This window comes from Aeromicrobium sp. Root236 (assembly GCF_001428805.1).
Lineage (GTDB): Bacteria > Actinomycetota > Actinomycetes > Propionibacteriales > Nocardioidaceae > Aeromicrobium.
Genome location: NZ_LMIS01000001.1, coordinates 365,126 through 389,328, shown reverse-complemented (window position 1 = coordinate 389,328; position 24,203 = coordinate 365,126). Strand labels below are relative to the sequence as shown.

The window sequence follows — 24,203 nt, the reverse complement described above, 5'->3', positions numbered from 1 at the left end:
GTCTGGTCGACAACCCGCTGAGGGACCCCAAGGATCGCCGGCTCCCCCGCATCGCGGGACCCTGCAGCCTGATCCTGTTCGGCGTCACCGGCGACCTCGCCAAGAAGAAGCTCGTCCCGGCGATCTACGACCTCGCCAACCGTGGCCTCCTGCCGCCAGGCTTCGCGCTGGTCGGCTTCGCCCGGCACGACTTCGGCACCGCCAAGTTCGCCAACATGATCAAGCAGGCGGCCAAGGACGGCGCACGTACGCCCTGGAGCGAGACGGTCTGGAACCAGCTCGCCGCCGGCATCCGGTTCGTCCCCGGCGAGTTCGACGACGACGAGGCGTGGGAGCAGCTCGGCAAGACCATGGCCGAGCTCGACGAGCAGCAGGGCACCGGCGGCAACCACGCCTTCTACCTGTCGATCCCGCCGGGCCTGTTCCCGGTCGTCGTGTCGCAGATCAAGAAGCACGGCCTCGCGGAGTCGTCCGAGGGCTGGCGCCGCGTCGTCATCGAGAAGCCGTTCGGACACGACCTGAAGTCCGCCGAGGAGCTCAACCGCATCGTCGGCGAGGTCTTCCCCCGGCGCTCGGTGTTCCGCATCGACCACTACCTCGGCAAGGAGACCGTCCAGAACATCCTGGCGTTCCGTTTCGCCAACGGGATGTTCGAGCCGATCTGGAACAACCACTACGTCGACCACGTGCAGATCACGATGGCCGAGGACATCGGCATCGGTTCGCGCGCCGGTTACTACGACGGCATCGGCGCCGCCCGTGACGTCATCCAGAACCACCTGCTCCAGCTCATGGCGCTCATCGCGATGGAGGAGCCGGTCTCGTTCAACGCTTCGTCCTTGCGCATCGAGAAGCAGAAGATCCTCGCGAACGCCCGTCCCCCGGCCCGCATGGACCTGCACACCGCCCGCGCGCAGTACGTCGGCGGCTGGGCCGGTGGCGAGCAGGTGCTGGGCTACAAGGAGGAGGAAGGCATCCCGCAGTCGTCGATGACCGAGACGTACGCCGCGATGCGCATCGACGTCCTGACCCGGCGCTGGGCCGGCACCCCGTTCTACCTGCGGGCCGGCAAGCGTCTCGGCCGGCGCGTCACCGAGGTCGCCGTCGTGTTCAAGCGGGCCCCGCACCAGCCGTTCAACAAGAACGACATCGAGGAGCTCGGCCAGAACGCCCTCGTCATGCGCATCCAGCCCGACGAGGGGGTCACGCTGCGCTTCGGTGCCAAGGTGCCCGGCACGACGATGGAGATCCGCGACGTCAACATGGACTTCGCCTACGGCGGCGCGTTCGTCGAGAGCAGCCCTGAGGCGTACGAGCGACTGATCCTCGACGTGCTGCTCGGCGATCCGCCGTTGTTCCCGCAGCACGAGGAGGTCGAGCTGTCGTGGAAGATCCTCGACCCCGTCATCGCGCACTGGGACAAGCAGAAGACCATCGACACCTATCCGTCCGGCACCTGGGGCCCTGAGTCGGCCGACAAGATGCTGGAGCGCGACGGCCGTACGTGGAGGCGTCCCTGATGGAGATTGCACTCGAGAAGACCAACTCGTCCCGCATCGCGCGGGCGATGGTGAAGGCCCGTGTGGCAGCCGGCAGCCCGGCGATGGACATGGTGCTGACGCTGCTCGTCGTGACCGACGACGAGAACGTCGGCGAGGCGCTCAAGACCGCCACGACGCTGTCGCGGGAGCACCCGTCACGCGTCATCGGCGTGATCCTCGGCGACGGCCGCGGGGCCCCCGAGCTCAACGCCAAGGTCCGCGTCGGCGAGAACTCCTCCGGGGAGTCGATCCTGCTGCGCATCTCCGGTGAGCTCACCAAGCACGCCGAGTCGGTCGTGCTGCCGCTGCTGCTGCCGGACTCCCCCGTCGTCGTGTGGTGGCCCGGCAAGCCGCCGACGGACCCGTCCGAGGACGCGATCGGCCGACTGGCCCGTCGTCGCCTGACCGACGCGGAGGCCACCGACTCACCGATCCGCTCGCTCAAGAACGTCGCCAGGCACTACGTCGCCGGCGACACCGACCTCTCGTGGACGCGGCTGACCCCGTGGCGTGCCTTGTTGGCCGCCGCGCTGGACCAATCCGCCGGCAAGGTCACGGGCGGCACCGTCATCGCCGGCAGCGGCAACCCCGCGGCCACGCTGCTGGTGGCCTGGCTCGAGAGCCGGCTCAAGGTCGACATCAAGACCCGCAAGAGCGACAGCGGTGCGCAGATCATGTCCGTCGTGCTCAACACCCCTGAGGGCGACGTGCAGATCGAGCGGGTCACCGACCACTCATGCCACTTCAGCGTGCCGGGCTCGTCCCCGCGCGAGGTGCCGCTCGGCCCCCGTACGCTCGCCGAGCTGCTCGCGGAGGACCTGCGCCGCCTCGACGCCGACGACGTCTACGAGGCGACGATCAAGCACATGCTGGCCGAGGCATGACGCTCAGCGAAGAGGTTTACCCGGACGCTCCGGCGTTGGCGGCCGCGATCGCCGACCGGCTCACCGGCCGGATCGCGCTGATCCAGGCCGAGGGGCGGCGACCCAAGGTCGTGCTGACCGGCGGGACGATCGCGATCGACGCGTACGAGCTGATCCAGAGCGAGCTCGTCGACTGGACCGAGGTCGACTTCTACTGGGGCGACGAACGCTTCGTGCCCGAGGGAAACGCCGACCGCAACGACCAGCAGGCGCGGGACGCGTTCCTCGACCGTCTGGGCGTACCTGCGTCGAGCATCCACTCGATGCCGGCGCACGGTTGCGACCTGAGCACCGCCGAGGCGGCCGACCAGTACGCCGCGGCGCTGCCGTCCGAACCGTTCGACGTGACGCTGCTCGGCGTCGGCCCTGACGGGCACGTGGCGTCGCTGTTCCCCGGTTTCCCGCAGCTGCACGAGGCGGAGCGGCGGGCCGTCGAGGTGTTCGACTCCCCCAAGCCCCCGCCCGTACGCATCTCGCTGACGTTCCCGGCGCTCAACAACTCCGAGGCGGTGTGGTTCATCGTCGCCGGCGAGGGCAAGGCCGACGCGGTCGCGCGGGCCCTGGGCGACGGGACGCTCGAGGACACCCCGGCACGCGGCACCCGCGGCCTCAGCGAGACGGCGTGGCTCCTCGACGACGCCGCAGCCTCCAGGCTCTGAAGCAGCGTCCACCGTCGCGAAGAAGCGGTGACGTGGCGTCCACGATCAGCTCGAACGTCGGCGCCAGGCACCGCTCAGTCAGCGGTGAGGCTCAGAAGATGACTTCGCTCATGTTGCCGTTTAGATGGCACAGGCACCTTCGAGCTGTCACACGGCGCCGTGGTCATCGCAATGCTCAGGCGACGACCGCGGCCATAAACTGCGTGCCGAAGTCACGCCTACGCATGATGCCGCGCGAGAAGCCAATTTCGTGGCCCTCTGGGAGGTCCATCTGCCCGAACCGAAGAAACTCCGGTCTGGTCTTCACCCAGTCGTAGGCTGTGGCGTCGGTGAGCTGAGTCTGGAAGTCGACTTCTACGAGTCCGAGTCGCACCCAGTTGTCGACCCAGACCGAGAGCGAAGGCTCGACGATCGGTATGTCACCGGCACGCAAATCGAGGACATGGGTCGCCAAGACATTGTGACCACTAGGGCCGAGCTCGTGAATGATGTTGGCGATGGGGATGATCGCAGATACGGGTGCCTCGTTTGAAATCAGGGCTTTCAAGAGTGCAGCCTCTTCGCCGGACAGTTGCCGAATGATCTCAGCAAACGACGGGTGTGCCTTCCCCTCAACTCTGCGGTCGGTGGCGGTCGCAAGCAATTCGAGGTACATGTCTTTGAGGGTTGGTTCATCTAGCGAATAGCGCAGCCCCTCCATCGCGGGACCAGCGACTGAGGGCTTCGGGCTTATCAGTTCTTCGTCAGGAATCCCGTCGAGTTTTCTCGCCATATCAGCGGCGAACTCATGCTCAAAGTAATCCTTTGACAGGCCGACGAGCTTGCCGAGCGGGCTGTAGAGCTTCAGCAAGAGGGCCTGCTTGACTTCCTGTCGCTTCGCAAGCGAGTTTGCTGCTGCCTTGAAGTGTGGCGACTCTTTGGCAATTTCTGTTAGCTGCTCACCGGTGTGGCGGTCACCCTTTGCAGCCTTGGCAGCAGCCTTCGCCGCGGCGGGCACGATCTCGGCACCAGTCATGAGCAAATTCTAGAACGCACCCGCCCCACACCGTTCGCTCCGGGTGCGGCTGCGAGTCTTGAAGACCTTGCGCGGGTGGCACGACCCGGTGTCGAAATAGGTTTAGTGGTCTTTGAAAGCTTCCCAGTTGACTGTCATTCCGGCATCTTCGATCTCTTTCGCAAGCTCGTTCTTCCAGGCTCCGCCGTGATCAAGGGCGATGTAGACCAGTCCGCGGATATCACCCACTTCCTCGATACCTTCGTCGTACAGGACAGCGACGCGAGCCCTGCCCAAAGCGGCGAAGAAGTAACCCATCTCGAAGACCACATTTTGCCGAGCGCGTGGAGTCAGCTCGAGCTCACGCTTGCTCCGGCCGACATCATCTGCAGTCGCGAGAATCACTGCGTAGGCAGCCGTACTCGCATGATTCTCAAACTTCTCGATGAGAGTTCGACCTCGATTTGTCTTCCGGTTCAAAATGACCGGTTCTCGCCCAGTCAGGTCCCTGAGGAAATCTTTCGTTTTTAGCTTTGTCGCCTCGTCGTGGCCGTGGACGATGAACACTTCCTGCGGCGTCGAACTCCCGGACGGTTCGGTTTGGTCCGACTCGGCAACCTCGGTGCCCATCTCCTCCGCAAGTTCCAGTTCATAGATTGCGGCATCGATAATCGTGCACGCCTTCTGGACGCCAGCCCGCTGATAGGGGCGAAAGTCGGTTCCCGATGTATACATCGATGGCGAATACTTCACGCCCGTGAACTTCCGATAGGCGGTGCTGTCCGGCCCCAAGATCTGACGGACTACGGCATCCGTGCGTTCGCGCCAGTCTTGCCAATCTTGCACGGCTCCGTTGTCCGCTGCGTCTATGCGTTCCCGCAGCAGTGCAATCTTTCGGGCTGTGTCCACCTGCAAATCGTAGTGGCTTAGGTGCGTCAGGTCCGCGCCACACGCCCTCGGATCGCGGGTCAAAATCGCGAACATCTCAGCGTTCTACGTAACGGTTCCTGACCGACACCTGGCAAACTCGGATCGAAGTCCCCGCTAGCAACGAGCGGACGTGTGCCAAGCGCAAGTTCTCGCACCAAGCACAAGCCGACGAGCATCAACTTCCGCTTGGTTCAGCGGAGCGCTGCGATCTCAGCCTTATTGTGGCGGTAGTTGCACCGAGCAGCCGTCAGAAAATTACTTCGCCGGTCTTGCGCTTGGTGCGCAGGAGCTCGATGGCTTCCTTGAGGATCTCGTCGGCCTCGGTCTCCGAGCGACGCTCCTTCACGTAGGCCAGGTGCGTCTTGTAGGGCTCGATCTTCTTGGCGGTCGGCCGGTTCTCGGCGTCGACGCTGGACGGCATGCCGCAACGCGGGCAGTCCCACGACTCCGGCACCTCGGCCTCGATCGCGAACTGCAGCTCGGTCGTGTGGTTGTTGATGCAGAAGAACGTCACGAACTGCCGCGGTGCGGCCTCGCCACGCTCGGCCTCACCCATGGGGCCCGAGCCGATACGGCTGCCCCGGATAGCACCTGCTGCCACTAGTTGCTCACCTTCAGTAGCAGGCCGAGCGCGAAGATGCACACGACCCAGACGACTGCGATACCGACCGTGATGCGGTCGAGGTTGCGTTCGGCGACCGAGGAGCCGCCGAGCGAGCTGGAGACGCCGCCACCGAACATGTCGGAGAGACCGCCCCCGCGTCCCTTGTGCATGAGAACCAGGACGATCATCAGCACGCTGCTGATCGCCAGGATTACGGAGAACGTCAAAATCACGAGTTGGGGCCTTCGTTGTCAGGCGCCGGACAGGTCCGGCATGGCATAGAACCGAGCGATCCCGGCGAACTCCTCCGCTTGGAGGCTTGCTCCGCCGACCAAGGCTCCGTCGACGTCCGACTTCGCCATGATGGCGGCGATGTTAGCCGCTTTCACTGATCCGCCGTAAAGGATACGCAATGATGCTGCGACTTCGGGCGACCAGGTCTCCGCAACACGCGAACGGATTGCTGCGCAGACCTCCTGGGCGTCCTCAGGGGTGGCGACCTCGCCGGTGCCGATGGCCCACACGGGCTCGTACGCGATGACGACCGAGGCCATCTGCTCGGCGGTCAGGCCGGTCAGCGAGCCGTCGATCTGGTTGACGCAGTGCTCGACGTGGCCGTCGGCCTGTCGGATCTCGAGGCCCTCGCCGACGCACACGATCGGGCTCATGCCCGCCGCCAGCGTCTTGAGGGCCTTGATGTTGACGACCTGGTCGCTCTCGGCGTGGTACTCACGTCGCTCGGAGTGACCCACCACGACGTAGGAGCAGCCGAGCTTGGCCAGCATCGACGCGGCGATCTCGCCGGTGTAGGCGCCACCGTCGTGCTCGGACACGTCCTGCGCGCCGTAGCCGATCGCGAGGTGGTCACCGTCGACGAGCGTCTGCACGCTGCGGATGTCGGTGAACGGCGGGATCACGACGACCTCGGCCTTGTCGAAGTCGTGCTTCTTGTCCTGCAGCGTCCAGGCGAGCTTCTGGACGAGGACGACGGCTTCCTGGTGGTTGAGGTTGGACTTCCAGTTGCCGGCCATGAGCGGCTTGCGGTCGGTCATGCATCGTCCCTTTCGAGGATGTCGAGCCCGGGCAGCGTCTTGCCCTCGAGGTATTCGAGGCTCGCGCCTCCCCCGGTGGAGATGTGCCCGAAGTCGCTGTCGGCGAAGCCGAGCTGGCGTACGGCCGCGGCCGAGTCGCCACCGCCGACGACCGACAGGCCGTCGACCTCGGTGAGCGCCTGGGCGACAGCCTTGGTGCCGGCAGCGAACGCCGCCATCTCGAACACGCCCATCGGGCCGTTCCAGAACACGGTCTTGGAGCCGCGGATGATCTCGGCGAACGCCGCTGCCGAGTCAGGACCGATGTCGAGCCCGAGCTGGTCGCTCGGGATGGCGTCGGCGGCCACCGTGGTGGCGGGCGAGTCGGCCTTGAACTCCGGTGCGACGACGATGTCGGTCGGCAGCACCAGGCGTACGCCCTGCTTGGCTGCCTGCTCGATGTAGCCGCGCGCGATGTCGAGCTGGTCCTCCTCGAGGAGCGACTTGCCGACCTCGTGGCCCTGCGCCTTGAGGAACGTGAAGACCATGCCCCCGCCGATGAGCAGGTTGTCGGCCTTGTCGAGCAGGTTGTCGATGACGCCCAGCTTGTCGGAGACCTTGGACCCGCCGAGCACGACGGTGTAGGGCCGCTCGGGGCTCTCGGTCAGGCGCTTGAGCACGTTGACCTCGGCCTCGACCAGTCCGCCGACGGCGGCCGGCAGCTCACGGGCGATGTCGTAGACGCTCGCCTGCTTGCGGTGCACGACGCCGAAGCCGTCGGACACGAACACGTCGGCGAGGTCGGCGAGCTTGCCGGCGAACTCCCGGCGCTCACCCTCGTCCTTGCTCGTCTCCTCGGCGTTGAAGCGTACGTTCTGCAGCACCGCCACCTGGCCGTCCTGGAGCGCCGACGCGATGCGGTGGGCCTCGGGGCCGACCGTGTCGTTGGCGAACAGCACCGGCGCGCCGAGCAGCTCTGCGAGCCGCTCGGCGACCGGCGCCAAGGAGTAGTCCGGGTTGGCGACGCCGTCGGGACGACCCAGGTGGGCCGTCACGAGGACGCGGGCGCCTGCGTCGGCAAGACGCTTGATCGTCGGCACGCTCGCGCGTACGCGACCGTCGTCGGTGATCGTGGTGCCGTCGAGCGGCACATTGAGGTCACTGCGGACGAGAACGCGCTTGCCGCGCAGGTCTCCCAGGTCCGAAACCGTCTTCACAGCTCAGAGCGACGATCCGACGTGGACGACCAGGTCGGCGAGGCGGTTGGAGTAGCCCCACTCGTTGTCGTACCAGCCGACGACCTTGACCTGGTCACCGATGACCTTGGTCAGGCCCGAGTCGAAGATGCACGACGCGGGGTCGGTGACGATGTCGGCCGAGACGATCGGGTCCTCGGTGTAGACCAGGAAGCCCTTCATGGCGCCCTCAGCGGCGTCCTTGACGATCTGGTTGACCTCTTCGACCGTGGTCTCGCGCGAGGCGGTGAACGTGAGGTCGGTCGCCGAGCCCGTGGGCACCGGCACGCGGAGCGCGTAGCCGTCGAGCTTGCCCTTGAGCTCGGGCAGCACGAGGCTGACGGCCTTGGCGGCGCCGGTCGACGTCGGGATGATGCTCAGGTTGGCAGCGCGGGCGCGGCGCAGGTCGCTGTGCGGCGCGTCCTGCAGGTTCTGGTCCTGCGTGTAGGCGTGGATCGTCGTCATCAGGCCGCGCTCGATGCCGAGGGTGTCGTTGAGCGCCTTGGCCATCGGGGCGAGGCAGTTGGTCGTGCACGACGCGTTGGAGATGACGGTGTGCGCGGCCGGGTCGTAGAGCTCGTGGTTGACACCCATGACGATCGTGACGTCTTCGTTCTTGGCCGGGGCCGAGATGATGACCTTCTTGGCGCCGCCGTCGATGTGGGCCTTGGCCTTGGTCGCGTCGGTGAAGAAGCCGGTCGACTCGATGACGATGTCGGCGCCGACGCTGGCCCAGTCGAGCTTGGCCGGGTCGCGCTCCTCGAACGCGGCGATCTTCTGGTCACCGACGTAGATGAAGCCCTCGTCATAGGTGACGTCGGCGTCGAGACGGCCGAGGATCGAGTCGTACTTGAGGAGGTGGGCGAGCGTCTTGTTGTCCGTCAGGTCGTTGACGGCGACGATCTCGATGTCTGCACCGGCGGCACGAGCCGCGCGGAAGAAGTTACGGCCGATACGGCCAAATCCATTGATGCCTACGCGTACGGTCACGGGGAACGTGTCTCCTGCGGGTCGATGTGGGTGACATGCGTAACCCTACCGAGTTGCCTTCACTACCGGCGAGTCACCTCAGCGCGGTGAGACGGTTCCTAGCGACGAAGTCGCGGGAGGAGCGCAGCGACGAAGGACGGCCTGAGCGACGATCAGCCCTCGGCGAGTCGCTCGTCGCTGAGCGTGGACTCGGTGTCCGGTACGCCCAGCTCCTCGGCCCGCTTGTCGGCCATCGCGAGCAGTCTGCGGATGCGGCCGGCGATCGCGTCCTTGGTCAGCGCCGGGTCGTGCAGCTGACCGAGCTCCTCGAGGCTCGCCTGACGGTGCTCGACGCGGAGCGTGCCGGCCATCTTGAGGTGGTCGGGGACCTCCTCGCCGAGGATCTCCAACGCCCGCTGCGCCCGTGCACCCGCGGCGACGGCCGCGCGCGCCGAACGGCGGAGGTTGGCGTCGTCGAAGTTGGCGAGCCGGTTGGCCGTGGCCCGCACCTCGCGGCGCATGCGGCGCTCCTCCCACGCCAGCAGCGACTCGTGGGCGCCCAGGCGGGTCAGCAGCGCACCGATGGCCTCGCCGTCGCGAATCACGACGCGGTCGACGCCACGCACCTCACGGGCCTTGGCACTGATGCCGAGGCGGCGAGCGGCGCCGACGAGGGCCAGTGCGGCCTCGGGGCCGGGGCAGCTGACCTCGAGGGCCGACGACCGGCCGGGTTCGGTCAGTGAGCCGTGGGCGAGGAACGTGCCGCGCCAGGCAGCCACGGCGTCGCACGAGGAGCCGGAGACGACCTGGGGCGGGAGGCCGCGGATCGGCCGGCCGCTGCCGTCGATGAGCCCGGTCTGGCGGGCCAGGGCCTCGCCGTCCTTGGAGACGCGGACGACGTAGTGGGTGTCCTTGCGGATGCCGGCGTTCTGCATGACCAGCACCTCGCTGTCGTGTCCGTAGATCTCAGCGACGTCCTTGCGGAGGCGGCGGGCTGCGGCGCCGGTGTCGAGCTCGGCCTCGACGACGATGCGACCGGACACGATGTGGAGGCCGCCCGCGAAGCGCAGGATCGACGACACCTCGGCCTTGCGGCAGCACGACTTCGTGATCGTGGTGTTGGCGAGCTCCGCCTTCACCTGAGCCGTCATTGCCATGCGGCCGAACCCCTGTCTGTCGATGTCATTGTCGTGGAGAAGAGTGTCACTCTATGCCGTCCTCATGACCTTGCCGAACGCGGCTGCGAGGCGCCCCGGGTCGTGCTGATCCGATCCCGGACTGGCCGCCACGTCCGCGACGTACAACCGCGCACCCAGTGACCGAGCCGTCGACTCCAGCGTGCCACGCGTGTCAACGAGGCTGGTGTCGGCGATGACCGCATCCAGCCCGAGCTCGGGCGCGTGAGCCGCCAGGACCTCGAGGTGATCCGTGGGGGTGAGCCCCTCGGTCTCGCCCTCCTGCTCGAGGAGGTTGAGCACCAGGATGCGCTTGCCCTTGGTCTTGGTGAGCGCGTCGCGGAGACCCGGGACGAGCAGCGTCGGCATGACGCTGGTGAACCAGGAGCCGGGTCCCACGACCACCCAGTCGGCGGCCTCGACCGCTGCCACCGCCTCGGGACAGGCCGGCGGATCACTGGGGTCGAGGCGCACGCTGACGACCTGCCCATCGGTGGACGACACCTCGACCTGACCGCGTACGAGCGTCAGCCGATCGGGCGCCGAGCGCAGGTGCACGTCGGCCTCGATGTCGAGCGGGACCGCCGCCATCGGGAGGACCCGTCCCTGGGCACCCAGAAGCTCCCCGACGAGGTCGAGCCCGGCCACGTGATCGCCGACCTGGTCCCAGATCGCGGCGATCAGCAGGTTGCCCACGGCGTGGTCCTTGAGCTCGCCGGTGCCGCCGAAGCGGTGCTGCAGCACCGCGGCCCACGTGCGCCCCCAGTCGTCGTCGCCACACAGGGCGGCCAGCGCCATGCGCAGGTCGCCGGGCGGCAGTCCCCCGAGCTCGGCACGGATGCGGCCCGAGGAGCCGCCGTTGTCGGCCACCGTGACGACACCGGTCAGGTCGGTCGTCAGCCGTCGCAACGCCGACAGGCTGGCGGCGAGGCCGTGCCCTCCCCCGAGCGAGACGACCTTGAGGTCGCCCTCGGCACGGCCCGCGACGTGTGCGGGGCCCGTCGGGGTCACTCGCGCCCCAGGTCACGATGGACCACGAGCGTACGGACCCCGTGGGCGCGCAGGCGCTCGGCGAACGCCTCGGACATCGCCACGCTGCGGTGGCGACCGCCGGTGCAGCCGATCGCGATCGTCAGGAAGTGCTTGTCCTCGCGGAGGTAGCCGTCGGTCAGCAGCGCGACGAGGCCTTCGTACTGCTCGAGGAACTCCGTCGAACGCGGCTGCCGCAGGACGTAGTCGCGGACGGGCTCGTCGAGGCCGCTCAACGGTCGCAGCTCGTCGACCCAGAACGGGTTGGGCAGGAAGCGCAGGTCGGCCACCATGTCGGCGTCGATCGGCAGGCCGTACTTGAAGCCGAACGACATGACCGACGCGCGGAGGCCGCCGGAGTCGGGGTCCTCGAACGCCGCGCGTACGCGCTGACCGAGCTGGTGGACGTTGAGGTTGGAGGTGTCGACCACGATGTCGGCCCGCCCGCGGATGCGCCTCAGGAGCTCGCGTTCGCGCTCCAGGCCGTCCATCAGCCGGCCCTCGAGGCTCAGCGGGTGCGGGCGGCGCGCGGCCTCCTGGCGGCGTACGAGGACCTCGTCGGCCGCCTCGAGGTAGAGGATCTTGGTGTGGATGCCGTCGTCGCGCAGCCCCTCGAGCGCCTCGACCAGACCGCCGAAGAACTGCCGCGACCGGGCGTCGACCACCACGGCGAGGCGATCGATGTCCTTGGACTCCTGCACCGTCGCCACGGCCTGAGCCAGCAGGTCGGGCGGCAGGTTGTCGATGACGTAGTAGCCGAGCTTCTCCAGCACCTTGGCCGCTGAACCTCGCCCTGCTCCGGTCATGCCGGTGACGAGCACGAACTGCGTCAAGGTCGTCAACTGTCCTCCAGGATCTCGCCGGTCGCGGTGTTGATGGCCGGTGCCTGCTCGCCGGACGCGAGCGCTTCCACGATGGATTGTGCCGTAGCGGCGCCGATGCCGGGCACGGTTGCGATCTCTTCTGCCGTCGCGGCGCGCAGCTTCTTGACCGAGCCGAACGTCTTGAGCAGCGCCTTGCGTCGCGTTGGGCCGAGCCCCGCGACGGGATCGAGGACGCTCTCGATCATCGACTTGCTGCGCCGGCCACGGTGGTGGGTGATCGCGAAGCGGTGCGCCTCGTCGCGGAGGCGCTGGAGCAGGTAGAGGCCCTCGCTCGTGCGCGGGAGGATCACCGGGTCCTCGTCGTCGGGCAGCCAGACCTCCTCGAGCCGCTTGGCCAGCCCGACCAGCGCGACGTCCTTGATGCCGAGCTCCTGCATCGCCGCGTGTGCGGCGGCGACCTGTGGCGGTCCGCCGTCGACGACCACGAGGGCAGGCGTGTAGGCGAACTTGCGCGGCTTGCCGGTCTCGGGGTCGATGCCGGGGCCGTCCTCGTCGTTGCCCTCGCGGGCGCGCAACAGCTGGGTGAAGCGGCGGGTGATGACCTCGTGCATCGCCGCGACGTCGCTCTGGCCCTCGTTGCGGATCGTGAAGCGGCGGTACTCGGACTTGCGGGGCAGGCCGTCCTCGAACACCACCATCGAGGCCACGGTCTCGGTGGCTCCGAGGTTGGAGATGTCGTAACACTCGATGCGCAACGGAGCAGTCTCGAGGTCGAGGGCCTCCTGGATCTCCTCGAGCGCCTTGCTGCGGGCGGTGAGGTCGCCGGATCGCTTGAGCTTGTGGCGTACGAGCGACTGCTTGGCGTTCTGCTCGACCGTCGCCATCAGCGCGCGCTTGTCGCCACGCTTGGGGACCCTGATGCGTACGGGACCGTCGCGCCGCTCGCTGAGCAGCTCGGCGACGGCGTTGGCGTCGGCCGGCAGCGTCGGGACGAGCACCTCGCGGGGTATGGCCGACGGCGCGGCGTCCTCGTAGAGCGTCATGAGGGCGGCCTGGACGAGCTCCGGGAACGGCGCCTCGTCAGCCTTGTCGGCGACCCAGCCGCGCTGACCGCGGATGCGGCCGCCACGCACGGAGAAGATCTGCACCGCGACCTCGAGGGGGTCGTCGACGAATCCCAGCACGTCGGCGTCGGTGCCGTCGCCGAACACCACGGTCTGCTTCTCGAGCACGCGGTGGAGGGCGCCGAGGTCGTCGCGGAGCTTGGCGGCGAGCTCGTACTCCTCGTTGTCGGAGGCCTCGCGCATGCGCTGCTCGATGCGCTTGGTGAAGCCCGCTGTCTGCCCGCCCATGAACGCCAGGAAGTCGTTGACGATGGCGCGGTGCTCGTCGGCGTCGACGCGACCGACGCACGGTGCGGCGCACTTGCCGATGTCGCCGAGCAGGCAGGGCCGGCCGATCGCCTTGGACCGGCGGAAGACCCCGGCCGAGCACGAGCGCATCGGGAACACCCGCAGGAGCGTGTCGACCGTGTCGCGGATCGCCCACGCGTGGCCGTAGGGACCGAAGTAGCGCACGCCCTTGCGCTGCGCGCCGCGCATGACCGTGACGCGGGGGAACTCCTCACTGACCGTGACCGCCAGCCACGGATAGGACTTGTCGTCGCGGTACTTGACGTTGAAGCGGGGGTCGAACTCCTTGATCCAGGAGTACTCGAGCGCCAGTGCCTCGACCTCGGTGCTGACCACCGTCCACTCGACCGAGCTCGCGGTCAGCACCATCTGCTGCGTGCGCTGGTGCAGGTTGGTGATGTCCTGGAAGTAGGAGCTCAGGCGCGGTCGGAGCGACTTGGCCTTGCCGACGTAGATGACCCGGCGCTCGGCATCACGGAACCGATAGACGCCCGGCTCGACCGGGATCTCACCGGGTGCCGGTCGATAGCTTGCGGGATCTGCCACCGACCCAGCCTACGAGGTGACGAGGAGCGGCTTGAGGAACGTGCCCGTGTGGCTGTCGGGGCTGTTGGCGATGTCCTCCGGAGTGCCCTCGGCGATCAGCAGCCCGCCGCCGCTGCCGCCCTCGGGCCCCATGTCGATGACCCAGTCGGCGGTCTTGATGACGTCGAGGTTGTGCTCGATGACGATGACCGAGTTGCCGGTGTCGACGATGCGCTGCAGCACGCCCAGGAGCTTGCGGATGTCCTCGAAGTGCAAGCCGGTCGTGGGCTCGTCGAGGACGTAGACCGTGCGTCCGGTGGACCGCTTCTGGAGCTCGGCGGAGAGCTTGACCCGCTGCGCCTCGCCGCCGGACAGCGTCGGCGCGGACTGGCCGAGGCGTACGTAGCCGAGTCCGACGTCGACGAGGGTGCGCAGGTGACGCGCGATCGCGGGGATGGCCTCGAAGAACTCGACGGCCTCCTCGATCGGCATCTCGAGGACCTCGGCGATCGTCTTGCCCTTGTAGTGCACCTCGAGGGTCTCGCGGTTGTAGCGGGCGCCGTGGCAGACCTCGCACGCGACGTAGACGTCGGGCAGGAAGTTCATCTCGATCTTGATCGTGCCGTCGCCGGAGCACGCCTCGCAGCGGCCACCCTTGACGTTGAACGAGAAGCGGCCCTGCTGGTAGCCGCGCATCTTGGCCTCGGGCGTCTGCGCGAACAGCTTGCGGACGTGGTCGAACACCCCGGTGTAGGTCGCCGGGTTGGACCGCGGGGTGCGGCCGATGGGCGACTGGTCGACGTGGATGACCTTGTCGACCTCCTCGAGCCCGCTGATCGTGCGGTGCCGGCCGGGGATCGCACGGGCGCCGTAAACCGTACGGGCGAGCTGCGTGTAGAGGATGTCGTTGACCAGGGTCGACTTGCCGGAGCCGGAGACGCCCGTGACGGCGACGAACATGCCGAGCGGGAACGTGACGTCGATGTCGCGGAGGTTGTGCTCCTTGGCCCCGTGCACCGTGAGCTCGCGCCCCTTGACCCGCTTGCGCCGCTTGTCGGGCAGCGGGATCGACTTGCGACCGGACAGGTATTGGCCGGTCAGCGAGTCCTTGCTGGCGTAGAGCTCGCCGACGGGTCCGGAGACGATGACCTGTCCCCCGTGCTCGCCGGCGCCGGGACCGATGTCGACCGCCCAGTCGGCGGCGCGGATCGTGTCCTCGTCGTGCTCGACGACGATCAGCGTGTTGCCGAGGTCGCGCAGACGCAGCAACGTCTCGATGAGGCGATGGTTGTCGCGCTGGTGCAGGCCGATCGACGGCTCGTCGAGGACGTACAGCACGCCGACCAGGCCGGCACCGATCTGGGTCGCGAGCCGGATGCGCTGGGCCTCGCCACCGGACAGCGAGCCGGCCGCACGATCGAGGGCGAGGTAGTCGAGGCCGACGTCGAGCAGGAACCGGAGTCGCTCGTTGATCTCCTTGAGGACGCGCTCGCCGATCTGGCGCTCACGGTCGCTCATCTCGAGCGTCTGGAGGTATTCGGACGCCTCGCTGATCGACAGGGCGCAGACCTCGGCGATGTTCTTGGCGCCGAACTTCTCGGACTCGAGCGTCACCGCGAGGATCACCGGCTTGAGGCGCGTGCCGTTGCAGACCCGGCACGGGACCTCGCGCATGAACCCTTCGAGGCGCTCACGGTTGGTCTCGGAGTCGGTCTCGTCGTGCCGGCGCTCGAGGTAGGTGATCGCACCCTCGAACTCCGTGTAGTAGGACCGGACGCGGCCGTAGCGGTTCTTGTAGCGGACGTGCACCTTGGTCGGGTGGCCGTGCAGGATCGCCTCGCGCACCTCTTCGGGCAGGTCACCCCACGGGGTGTCGGCGCTGAAGCCGAGCTCGTCGGCGAGCGCGCCGATCAACCGCGAGAAGTAGTCGGCGACGTGCGCCGACGACCAAGGTGCGACCGCGCCTTCGTTGAGCGACTTGGCGTCGTCGGGGACGACCAGCTCGGGGTCGACCTCCATGCGGGTGCCGAGGCCGTGGCACTCGGGGCAGGCGCCGAACGGGGCGTTGAACGAGAACGAGCGCGGCTCGAGCTCGTCGACCTCGAGCGGGTGGTCGTTGGGACAGGCGAGCTTCTCGGAGAAGCGGCGCGTACGGTGCTCGTCGTCGGCGGGCAGGTCGACGTAGTCGATGATGACGAGGCCGTCGGCGAGCCCGAGCGCCGTCTCGACCGACTCGGTGAGGCGCTGCTTCTGGTTGCCCTTGACCTGCAGGCGGTCGACGACCACGTCGATCGTGTGCTTCTTCTGCTTCTCGAGCTTGGGCGGCTCGTCGGCGAGCATGTGCGTCTCGCCGTCGACGATCGTGCGGCTGAAGCCCTGCGACTGCAGCTGGCGGAACAGCTCGCCGTACTCGCCCTTGCGGCCGCGGATGATCGGCGCGAGCACCTGGAACCGGGTGCCCTCGTCGCCGGCCATGATGCGGTCGACGATCTGCTGCGGGGTCTGGCGCGCGATCGCCTCGCCGCAGACCGGGCAGTGCGGGCGGCCGGCGCGGGCGTAGAGCAGGCGGAGGTAGTCGTAGACCTCGGTGATCGTGCCGACGGTCGACCGCGGGTTGCGGCTCGTGGACTTCTGGTCGATCGAGACGGCCGGCGACAGTCCCTCGATGAAGTCGACGTCGGGCTTGTCCATCTGACCGAGGAACTGGCGGGCGTACGCCGACAGCGACTCGACGTAGCGGCGCTGGCCCTCGGCGAAGATCGTGTCGAACGCCAAGGACGACTTGCCGGACCCCGAGAGTCCCGTGAACACGATCAGCGAGTCTCGTGGGAGGTCGAGCGAGACGTCCTTGAGATTGTGCTCTCGTGCGCCGCGGATGACGAGGCGGTCGGTCACTGGCTCCCCTGAAATGATTGGTGGTTGCGGGCAGAATCTTGGCCCACTCCATTGTATGGAGCAGGTCCGACAGAAACCCGTCGAGCGGCCGTACGTTCGCTCACAGCGTCCTTGGTCCCCAGCGGTGACCCTCGTCGAACGGCCCGTCCCGCGCTTCGAGCTGGCTCACCGCTCCTCACGCGGTCTGGCACGCTGATCACCATGACGTACACGGGCGAGGTCGAGGTCGGCGGACCGGCAGACGTGCAGGTGGCGGGCGACCTGATGATCACCAAGGTCGCGGTCGGCGAGATGAACAACAACGCGTACCTGCTGCGCTGCGTGCTCACCGGCGAGCAGGTGCTGATCGACGCGGCGAACGACTACGGCACCCTGCTCGACCTGATCGGCAGTGGCGGGCTCGCACGCGTCGTCACGACGCACCGGCACGGCGACCACTGGCAGGCCCTCGCCACGATCGTCGAGCGCACCGGCGCCGAGACCGTTGCCGGCGAGGACGACGCCGACGAGCTCCTTGTCGCGGTGACGACTCGCGTACGCACGGGCGCCCGTGTGCGCGTCGGATCGTGCGAGCTCGAGGTCATCGAAGTCGTCGGGCACACGCCCGGCTCGATCGTCCTGGCGTACGACGATCCCGACGGTGTCGTGCATCTGTTCACGGGCGACTCCCTGTTCCCCGGCGGCGTCGGCAACACGTTCGGCGATGCGGAGGCGTTCGCCACGTTGATCGACGAGGTCGAGACCAAGATCTTCGGCCGGTTCCCTGACGACACCTGGGTCTACCCGGGGCACGGTCATGACACGACCTTGGGCGTCGAGCGCCCGCACCTCGCGGAATGGCGCGAGCGCGGCTGGTGAGTCTTTGATGATCGATGCACGACGGCTTTCGGTCACGCGAGAATGGCCCTGGGGATTGGCTGTCGTCTGCGACCCCGCCTCCAACTCAATTGTTCCTACCGCGCCGAACGAGCACGGGATAGCAGCCAGCCTCGACATCGTTGCTGTCAGGATCAGCCATCAGGTCGATGGTGAGGCGACGGCAGAGGTCTGGACCGCGCCCCACCCCGGCGACTTGGAATGCATCTTCGACTCCACGTTCCAGTCAGCATCGGGCGCTGTGATCCTCGGCGACGCCGCCTTCGAGAGACACGCCCCCGCCGAGGTAGGCGAGGGTCTCCGTCGTCTGCGCGTTCTCGTGGGCGGGACGGGGCGGGACTTGGTCGTCTTCGAGTTCACGCCTGCTGACACCACCCTCGGCGTCGAGCGCCCGCACCTCGCGGAATGGCGCGAGCGCGGCTGGTAGCGGCTACTGGCCGTAGGTGAAGCGCAGATCGGCGAACAGCAGCTGGTTGATGCGTCTGCGGATGTGACCCGTCTTGCTGTCGTCGGGCGGATCACCGTGGGCGAGGAGCCTGAACCGAAGCGAGGATCCCCCATCCTCGGGCGAGAGCTCCAGCACGATCTGATCGTCCGGCCTGGTCGTCCAGAGCGAGGACCACACGACCAGCGTCGGACTCTCGGACTCGATCACGCGCGGCGGCGACTCGTCAGGCAGCAGGCGGAGCCACGGCCGCACGCCTTCGCTTCGCGGCTCGACAAGATCGCGCCACACCACGTTCGGTGGCGCAGGGAGATTGCGGGCGCGATTGCCGTACTCGATCACCACGTCGTTCCGACCCTCGTCCTGCAACCTAGGGCTTGACCTCGGGGTCGGGCTCATCGCCGTCACCGGTCTCGGCGACCTCCCGCTTGCGCTGGATCTCCATCTTGACGATGTTCGCGTCGTGCGCGGCGGGATGGAAGATCTCCTGCATGACCCCGAACGCACCTGACGCTCCTGAGGCGCCCGTGGCGGAGTTGTGCTCTGCTCGGCCGGCGATCAGTGGGACGCCGAAGACGAACGCGACGACCAGGACGACGACGATGATCGCAGCGGTGAGCATGCGGCCAGCGTACGCACCCCCGCCGCACAGCCGAGCCGAACGACCCCAACGCCCGCCGGCGAAGGACTCAGCGGACGAGACGCGCGCCGGTCCCCAGGTCGACGCCGAGGGCGCGGTAGAGCGTCGCGACGTAGCCACCACCGGCGACCCGCAGACCGGTCGGAGCATCGACGGTCGGGTGCGGATCGGCCCACGGCCCGTCGAGGATGATGACGCGCGGCACCGGCAGCGGCTTGAGGTGCGCGACCGACGCAGGGCGACTCACCGCGGTACGTTCATCAGCCCCGCTCACGAACCAGCCCACACCGAACGACATCGCGGCCACGAGGGCGACGGTCCCGGCTGCGAGGAGCACTCGGCGCATGCTCTGGATCTTAACCGCCTCAGCGGTGGTGGCCTTGGCTTTCGTACGCCGCCTGGGCGAACGCGAGCACCAGACCGGCGAGTGCCGACAGGATCGCGACCGCGACCGCGACGTAGCCCCATGGCTCGCGGCTGATCTCGCCGTCACGGGCGACGGCAATGATGATCGCCGCGCCCGCCGCGACGAAGACGACGAGTGCGGTGTAGATGCCCCACCGCCGGTGATGCTCGTGGAGCGTCAGGTTCCTGCGCACCATGCCTTCATCGTGCGCCCGAGACGGCCGCCGCGCAACCTACTCGTCGCGGGGCAGCGAGACGTACACGGCGTTGACCGCGACGGCCTGCTCGAGCTCGTTCGAGACCCCCGCGAAGAACTGCGAGCGGTACGTCTCGTCGGTGACCGCGTAGACGGTGAAGTACAGGCCCGCGAACGACGCAAGGAAGACGGCGACCTGGAACAGCTCGTTGGTCACCGGCAGGTGCTTGCCGAAGCGTGACGGCAGGTCCGTCACGTGGTCCTGCTGGGTCCACGACATCACCGTGTCGTTCGAGATCGTCAGGTGTCCGAAGACCACGAAGAAGACGAACAGGCCCAGGCTCAGCAGCAGCACCTGGATCGCCTGGTTGAACAGCAGCACCAGCACGAGGTTGGCCCGCGCGAACCTCGGCAGGTCCGCCGGCGTCGCGGTGATCGAGCGGGCGGCCTCGGCAGCGGGCGTCCCGACGCAGCAGTCCGCGAGCCGTTCGCCGGCGACCTCACGCTCGACGCGCCGCACCTCCTCGGGCAGGCGTACGAGCAGGAACACCGCGGCGATCACCGCGAAGAACGCGACGGACGCCCACAGCACGTTGCGCGACATCAGCGCGGCCACCTGCCAGACCTCGGCGTTGATGAACAGGAACGTCACAGCCAGCAGGAGCAACGGCAGCGCACGTGTCAGCAGGGGGAACATCAGTCCGAGCGACCCGAACGTGCGTCGTACGGCCCAGCGGAGCATCGTGCCCATGCGGAGCAGCCGTCCCGCGAACAGGCCGAGAGCGGCAAGGAAGAGCACGATGCCGGCAACCGGCCCCCACTTGGGATCCTCGGCGAGCACGCCGACCACGATGCCGGTGGCGATCGACGTCGCAACGATCAGCACGATGACAGCGGTGATGCGCTTGCGTGACAGCCACTTCTCGACCCGGTCCGCGTGGTCACCGGCGAAGTAGGGCAGGCCGTGGTCGTCGAACCACGCCTCGATCTCCGCAGCGGTACGCGCGTGGCTGTCGGACACGTCAGAAGGTGACGGGCAGCTCGTCGACGCCGTAGACGAAGGACAGCTGACGGAAGCTCAGCTCTTCCTGCGGCTTGGCGAGGGCGAGGTCCGGGAACCGCTGGAACAGCCGCGGCAGGGCGATGCGCAGCTCCATGCGCGCGAGCTCGGCACCGATGCAGCGGTGGATGCCGTGACCGAAGGCGAGGTGCCCGCTGGACGGTGTGCGGTAGGGGTCGAACTCGTCGGGTCGCTCCCCCGCCGAGCTCGGGTCGCGATTGGCGCCGCTCAGCGAGGCGAGCACGACGTCACCGGCCTTGAGCTGCTGGCCGAACAGCATCATGTCCTGCTTGGCGAAGCGCGGGAACGCGACCTGCACGACCGAGAGGTAGCGCAGCAGCTCTTCGACGATGCGGTCGACGTCCTCGGGATCGCCCTTGCGGATCAGCTCGGCGTACGCGGGGTCGCGCAGCAGGACGATCGTGCCGAGCGCGATCATGCCGGCGGTGGTCTCGAACCCGCCGGTGAACACTCCGTCGGCCAGTCCAGCGAGGTCGACGTCAGAGATCGTGTCGCCCTCGTCCCGCAGGATCTGCCCGATGAGTCCCGGTCCGGGCTCCTTGCGCTGCTTGGCGACGGCCTCGAACAGGAACTCACGCTGCTCCGAGACCGCGCCGAACGCGGCGGCGCCGCCGTTGGTCGCGTCGAAGCGGGCGCTGCCGAGCTTCTCGAACGCGTCGCGGTCCTCATAGTCGAGACCGAGCAACGCGCAGATGGTCTGGAACGGCACCGGGAACGCGACGTGCTTGGCCAGGTCGCTGCCGGAGCCCTCGCTCGCGAGCTTGTCGAGCTGGCGGTCCACGATCTCGCTGATCATCGGCTCGAGCCGCGCCAGACGGCGCATCGTGAACTCAGGCGTGACGATCTTGCGCAGCCGGGTGTGCAGCGGCGGGTCGGTGAACCCGAGGCCGCCGATGTCGTCGGACGTGGCCGGTCCGTCGCCGTGGAACATGTGGCGGATGTCGTTGGAGTACGAGTCGCGGTCCGTGAGGATGCGGCGCGACTCCTCGTAGCCGGTCACCAGGAAGGCCCGGAAGTTGAACGGCAGGTCGAGCCTGTGCATCGGCTCGGTGGCGCGGATCTCGGCGATCTTCGAGACCGGGTCAAGACCGCTGCGCTGGAGCGGGACCTTGGTCGGCTCGGGGATGAAGGAGATCCGGGACAGGTCGATGCCCTTCTTCTGGATGCGTCGCACCACCAGCTTGCCGATCCATCCGGAGACTTTTCCCCTTACGTCAACCACGGGTCGAAACTACACTGCCCGGTTGCGGTCCTGGGTCACTCGGGGAAGGGTGAGACCCAGGTCGCGCCCGACCGGGGCGCGGGCACAAGGGGGCCATCGTGAGTGCAGACACGTCAGATCTGAGACCGGACACCGAGCTTCGACGGGTCATGGGGCCCAAGCTTCTGCTCCTCTTCATCGTCGGCGACATCCTCGGCACGGGCATCTACGCCCTCACGGGCCAGGTCGCGGCCGAGGTTGGCGGCGCGGCGTGGTTGCCCTTCCTCGTCGCGTTCTTCGTCGCCCTGCTGACCGCGTTCTCCTACCTCGAGCTCGTCACGAAATATCCTCAGGCTGCCGGCGCCGCGTTGTACGTCCACAAGGCCTTCGGCGTGCACTTCTTCACCTTCATCGTCGCGTTCGCCGTGATGTGCTCGGGCATCACGTCCGCCTCGACCGCCTCCAACGCGTTCGCCGACAACCTCGCGACCGGCGTGAACTGGAACGCCAGCGACACCGAGATCATGCTGATGGCGATGGCGTTCATGCTGCTGGTCGCGGCGGTCAACTTCCGGGGCGCGAGCGAGAGCGTCAAGGCCAACGTGGTGCTGACCCTCATCGAGCTGTCCGGCCTCGTGCTGGTCATCCTCATCGGCTTCTACGCCCTGGCCGGCGGTGATGGTGACTGGTCACGCGTCGTCGCCTTCGACACCCCGGACGACAAGAACGTCTTCCTGGCGGTCACGACCGCGACGTCCTTGGCGTTCTTCGCGATGGTCGGCTTCGAGGACTCGGTCAACATGGCCGAGGAGTGCCACGAGCCGAGCCGGATCTTCCCTCGCATGATGCTCACGGGCCTCGGCATAACGGCCGTGATCTACGTGCTCGTCTCGATCTGCGCGGTTGCGCTCGTGCCGGTTGGCTCCCTGTCCGACACCGACAAGGCGCCGCCGCTCGTCCAGGTCGTCACCGCCGCGGCGCCGAGCCTGCCCGCCGACGACATCCTGCCGTTCATCTCGATGTTCGCCGTCGCCAACTCGGCGCTGATCAACATGATGATGGCCAGCCGGTTGCTCTACGGCATGGCCCGTCAGGGCGTCCTCCCGAAGACCCTGTCCCGCGTGCACAGCAAGAACCAGACCCCGTGGGCGGCGATCATCTTCACCACCGCCCTCTCGCTCGCCCTCATCGCGTACGTCGCGAACGCCAGCGAGGACGCGGTCGCCGTGCTCGGCGGGACGACCTCACTGCTGCTGCTCGGGGTCTTCGCCGTCGTCAACGTCGCGGTGCTGGTCCTGCGGCACGATCGCGTCGAGCACGACCACTTCCGCACCAAGACCGCCGTCGCGCTCGTGGGATCCGCGGCCTGTCTCTACCTCGTGACGCCACTGTCCGGACGCGATGGCGAGCAGTACGTCGTCGGCGGCCTGTTGCTGGCGCTCGGCCTCGTGCTCTCCGTGCCGATCTACCTGCACCGGCGCGCGCAGGGCGAGGACCTCGAGATCGCCGACCCCGAGGACATCCCGCCCCACGAGCTGCCCTGACGCTGGGTCAGCCCTGGCGCTCTCGTCGCGACGAGACCGTCAGGCTGACCACGGCGGTGACCGACAGGATGCCGACGATCACGCCGAGACTCAGGAGCGTCGGGATCTCCGGCACGTCGAAGTGTTCGCCACCGTTGATGAACGGCAGCTCGTTCGTGTGCAACGCGTGCAGCACGAGCTTGACGCCGATGAACGCCAGCAGGAGCGCGAGGCCCTGCGACAGGTAGATCAGGCGCTTCAGCAGGTCGCCGAGCAGGAAGTAGAGCTGGCGCAGACCCATGAGGGCGAACACGTTGGCCGTGAAGACGAGGTACGGCTCCTTGGTGAGGCCGTAGATCGCCGGGATCGAGTCCAGCGCGAACAGCAGATCGGTCGTGCCGAGCGACAGGATGACCAGGAACATCGGCGTGATGAAGGTCTTCCTGTTCTCCTTGATGAAGAGCTTGAGCCCGTGCCACTCGTTCTTGGTGTTGAAGTAGCGGCGGGCGAAGCGCACGACGCCGTTCTCACCGTCGTCGTCGTGATCGGTGTCCTTGACGAGCGTGTAGGCGGTCCACAGCAGGAACGCACCGAAGATGTAGAAGATCCACGAGAAGTTCTCGATCGCGACCGCGCCGAGGGCGATGAAGATGCCGCGGAACACCAGCGCGATGATGATGCCGACGAGCAGCGCCTCCTGCTGCAGCTTCCTGGGCACCTTGAAGCTCGCCATGATGATCAGGAAGATGAACAGGTTGTCGATCGAGAGGCTGTACTCGGTCAGCCACCCGGCGAAGAACTGCAGGCCGAAGTCGCCGCCCTTCGCGTCGACGTTGTGGTGGATCGTCACCCAGATGCCGAACGCGACTGCGAGGCCGATGTAGCCGGCGAGATAGATCGCGCATTCCTTGAGCGTCGGCTCGTGCGGCTTGCGCGCGACGATGATGACGTCGAACAGCAGCACGGCGACGGTGACGCCGATCGTCACGAACCACTCGGTCTGGGAGACCGACATGCCGATCGTGTCGGCGGAGCTCTCGGCAAAGGGCAGGATCACGGGTGGTACCTCCGGTCGTCAGGACGCCGGAGG

25 protein-coding genes are annotated in these 24,203 nt (G+C 67.5%); 6 read left to right on the top strand and 19 right to left on the bottom strand.

Annotated elements, in window-relative coordinates:
* The first annotated feature begins 2 nt into the window (after positions 1-2).
* Genes zwf through pgl form a run of 3 tightly spaced genes read left to right on the top strand, consistent with a single transcriptional unit; the run spans position 3 to position 3,123 of the window.
* Entirely contained in the window at positions 3-1,520 is a 1,518-nt protein-coding gene (gene zwf / locus ASE12_RS01925; protein ID WP_157413074.1) for a glucose-6-phosphate dehydrogenase, read from the top strand.
* Positions 1,520-2,425 (top strand): glucose-6-phosphate dehydrogenase assembly protein OpcA, encoded by a 906-nt coding sequence (locus ASE12_RS01920; RefSeq protein WP_056404458.1) that lies wholly within the window; start codon positions 1,520-1,522, stop codon positions 2,423-2,425. Before zwf ends, ASE12_RS01920 begins: the two co-directional genes overlap by 1 nt.
* Positions 2,422-3,123, top strand: coding sequence for a 6-phosphogluconolactonase (pgl, locus tag ASE12_RS01915; protein ID WP_056396230.1), 702 nt, complete (start codon positions 2,422-2,424; stop codon positions 3,121-3,123). The genes ASE12_RS01920 and pgl overlap by 4 nt, the downstream gene beginning before the upstream one ends.
* A gap of 175 nt (positions 3,124-3,298) precedes the next feature.
* Here pgl and ASE12_RS01910 read toward each other — a convergent pair whose 3' ends face one another.
* The 12 genes from ASE12_RS01910 to uvrA form a co-directional block, all read right to left on the bottom strand.
* Entirely contained in the window at positions 3,299-4,138 is an 840-nt protein-coding gene (locus tag ASE12_RS01910) for a DUF4393 domain-containing protein (RefSeq protein WP_056396228.1), read from the bottom strand.
* A 102-nt stretch (positions 4,139-4,240) separates the two neighbouring features.
* Entirely contained in the window at positions 4,241-5,026 is a 786-nt protein-coding gene (locus ASE12_RS01905) for a TIR domain-containing protein (protein WP_162255459.1), read from the bottom strand.
* 268 nt (positions 5,027-5,294) lie between these two features.
* Positions 5,295-5,648 (bottom strand): RNA polymerase-binding protein RbpA, encoded by a 354-nt coding sequence (locus tag ASE12_RS01900; protein WP_082582025.1) that lies wholly within the window; start codon positions 5,646-5,648, stop codon positions 5,295-5,297.
* On the bottom strand, positions 5,648-5,884 hold the full coding sequence (gene secG / locus ASE12_RS01895) for a preprotein translocase subunit SecG (protein WP_082582024.1): 237 nt from the start codon (positions 5,882-5,884) through the stop codon (positions 5,648-5,650). Before secG ends, ASE12_RS01900 begins: the two co-directional genes overlap by 1 nt.
* A gap of 18 nt (positions 5,885-5,902) precedes the next feature.
* A complete protein-coding gene (tpiA, locus tag ASE12_RS01890; protein ID WP_056396219.1) occupies positions 5,903-6,703 on the bottom strand; it encodes a triose-phosphate isomerase in 801 nt (266 codons plus the stop codon).
* Positions 6,700-7,899, bottom strand: coding sequence for a phosphoglycerate kinase (pgk, locus tag ASE12_RS01885; RefSeq protein WP_056396216.1), 1,200 nt, complete (start codon positions 7,897-7,899; stop codon positions 6,700-6,702). Before pgk ends, tpiA begins: the two co-directional genes overlap by 4 nt.
* Positions 7,900-7,902: 3 nt before the next feature.
* Positions 7,903-8,907 (bottom strand): type I glyceraldehyde-3-phosphate dehydrogenase, encoded by a 1,005-nt coding sequence (gene gap, locus ASE12_RS01880; RefSeq protein ID WP_056396212.1) that lies wholly within the window; start codon positions 8,905-8,907, stop codon positions 7,903-7,905.
* Between the two features lie 152 nt (positions 8,908-9,059).
* On the bottom strand, positions 9,060-10,043 hold the full coding sequence (gene whiA / locus ASE12_RS01875; RefSeq protein ID WP_056396210.1) for a DNA-binding protein WhiA: 984 nt from the start codon (positions 10,041-10,043) through the stop codon (positions 9,060-9,062).
* Between the two features lie 51 nt (positions 10,044-10,094).
* Complete coding sequence (gene yvcK, locus ASE12_RS01870; RefSeq protein ID WP_056396207.1) at positions 10,095-11,072, bottom strand: uridine diphosphate-N-acetylglucosamine-binding protein YvcK; 978 nt, start codon at positions 11,070-11,072, stop codon at positions 10,095-10,097.
* Complete coding sequence (gene rapZ / locus ASE12_RS01865; protein WP_056396206.1) at positions 11,069-11,932, bottom strand: RNase adapter RapZ; 864 nt, start codon at positions 11,930-11,932, stop codon at positions 11,069-11,071. Before rapZ ends, yvcK begins: the two co-directional genes overlap by 4 nt.
* Positions 11,929-13,872, bottom strand: a complete 1,944-nt coding sequence (uvrC, locus tag ASE12_RS01860; RefSeq protein ID WP_056396203.1) for an excinuclease ABC subunit UvrC — start codon at positions 13,870-13,872, stop codon at positions 11,929-11,931. The genes rapZ and uvrC overlap by 4 nt, the downstream gene beginning before the upstream one ends.
* A gap of 9 nt (positions 13,873-13,881) precedes the next feature.
* Positions 13,882-16,746: an excinuclease ABC subunit UvrA gene (gene uvrA, locus ASE12_RS01855; protein WP_056396200.1), complete on the bottom strand. Its 2,865-nt coding sequence runs from the start codon at positions 16,744-16,746 to the stop codon at positions 13,882-13,884.
* 201 nt (positions 16,747-16,947) lie between these two features.
* Here uvrA and ASE12_RS01850 point away from each other — a divergent pair, with 201 nt between their 5' ends.
* Together ASE12_RS01850 and ASE12_RS01845 are read left to right on the top strand one after the other, a co-directional pair.
* Complete coding sequence (locus ASE12_RS01850; protein ID WP_056396197.1) at positions 16,948-17,604, top strand: MBL fold metallo-hydrolase; 657 nt, start codon at positions 16,948-16,950, stop codon at positions 17,602-17,604.
* A 7-nt stretch (positions 17,605-17,611) separates the two neighbouring features.
* Entirely contained in the window at positions 17,612-18,049 is a 438-nt protein-coding gene (locus tag ASE12_RS01845; RefSeq protein WP_157412779.1) for a hypothetical protein, read from the top strand.
* 3 nt (positions 18,050-18,052) lie between these two features.
* Here ASE12_RS01845 and ASE12_RS01840 read toward each other — a convergent pair whose 3' ends face one another.
* The 6 genes from ASE12_RS01840 to ASE12_RS01815 all read right to left on the bottom strand — a co-directional run bounded on the left by ASE12_RS01840 (position 18,053) and on the right by ASE12_RS01815 (position 21,611).
* Entirely contained in the window at positions 18,053-18,412 is a 360-nt protein-coding gene (locus tag ASE12_RS01840) for a hypothetical protein (protein WP_200954946.1), read from the bottom strand.
* A 25-nt stretch (positions 18,413-18,437) separates the two neighbouring features.
* The gene (locus ASE12_RS01835; protein WP_056396191.1) at positions 18,438-18,689 is read right to left on the bottom strand and encodes a hypothetical protein; all 252 of its coding nucleotides are present in this window, start codon (positions 18,687-18,689) and stop codon (positions 18,438-18,440) included.
* Positions 18,690-18,756: 67 nt separating this feature from the next.
* The gene (locus tag ASE12_RS01830; protein ID WP_157412778.1) at positions 18,757-19,053 is read right to left on the bottom strand and encodes a hypothetical protein; all 297 of its coding nucleotides are present in this window, start codon (positions 19,051-19,053) and stop codon (positions 18,757-18,759) included.
* Between the two features lie 19 nt (positions 19,054-19,072).
* Complete coding sequence (locus ASE12_RS01825; protein WP_056396185.1) at positions 19,073-19,309, bottom strand: hypothetical protein; 237 nt, start codon at positions 19,307-19,309, stop codon at positions 19,073-19,075.
* A 36-nt stretch (positions 19,310-19,345) separates the two neighbouring features.
* Positions 19,346-20,329: a hypothetical protein gene (locus ASE12_RS01820; RefSeq protein ID WP_056396182.1), complete on the bottom strand. Its 984-nt coding sequence runs from the start codon at positions 20,327-20,329 to the stop codon at positions 19,346-19,348.
* Position 20,330: 1 nt separating this feature from the next.
* Positions 20,331-21,611, bottom strand: a complete 1,281-nt coding sequence (locus ASE12_RS01815; RefSeq protein ID WP_056396177.1) for a cytochrome P450 — start codon at positions 21,609-21,611, stop codon at positions 20,331-20,333.
* 149 nt (positions 21,612-21,760) lie between these two features.
* On the opposite strand from ASE12_RS01815, the gene ASE12_RS01810 reads away from it, so the two are divergent.
* Entirely contained in the window at positions 21,761-23,134 is a 1,374-nt protein-coding gene (locus tag ASE12_RS01810) for an APC family permease (RefSeq protein WP_056396172.1), read from the top strand.
* 7 nt (positions 23,135-23,141) lie between these two features.
* Here ASE12_RS01810 and ASE12_RS01805 read toward each other — a convergent pair whose 3' ends face one another.
* A complete protein-coding gene (locus tag ASE12_RS01805; protein WP_369797158.1) occupies positions 23,142-24,170 on the bottom strand; it encodes a TerC family protein in 1,029 nt (342 codons plus the stop codon).
* Positions 24,171-24,203 lie beyond the last annotated feature (33 nt).

Coding starts and splice junctions, on each gene's coding strand:
- pgl (WP_056396230.1), top strand. CDS start 2,422: ATGACGCTCAGCGAAGAGGTTTACCCGGACGCTCCGGCGTTGGCGGCC.
- ASE12_RS01835 (WP_056396191.1), bottom strand. CDS start 18,689: ATGCTCACCGCTGCGATCATCGTCGTCGTCCTGGTCGTCGCGTTCGTC.
- ASE12_RS01910 (WP_056396228.1), bottom strand. CDS start 4,138: ATGACTGGTGCCGAGATCGTGCCCGCCGCGGCGAAGGCTGCTGCCAAG.
- ASE12_RS01825 (WP_056396185.1), bottom strand. CDS start 19,309: ATGGTGCGCAGGAACCTGACGCTCCACGAGCATCACCGGCGGTGGGGC.
- whiA (WP_056396210.1), bottom strand. CDS start 10,043: ATGGCAATGACGGCTCAGGTGAAGGCGGAGCTCGCCAACACCACGATC.
- ASE12_RS01850 (WP_056396197.1), top strand. CDS start 16,948: ATGACGTACACGGGCGAGGTCGAGGTCGGCGGACCGGCAGACGTGCAG.
- tpiA (WP_056396219.1), bottom strand. CDS start 6,703: ATGACCGACCGCAAGCCGCTCATGGCCGGCAACTGGAAGTCCAACCTC.
- ASE12_RS01920 (WP_056404458.1), top strand. CDS start 1,520: ATGGAGATTGCACTCGAGAAGACCAACTCGTCCCGCATCGCGCGGGCG.
- ASE12_RS01845 (WP_157412779.1), top strand. CDS start 17,612: ATGATCGATGCACGACGGCTTTCGGTCACGCGAGAATGGCCCTGGGGA.
- ASE12_RS01830 (WP_157412778.1), bottom strand. CDS start 19,053: ATGCGCCGAGTGCTCCTCGCAGCCGGGACCGTCGCCCTCGTGGCCGCG.
- ASE12_RS01810 (WP_056396172.1), top strand. CDS start 21,761: ATGGGGCCCAAGCTTCTGCTCCTCTTCATCGTCGGCGACATCCTCGGC.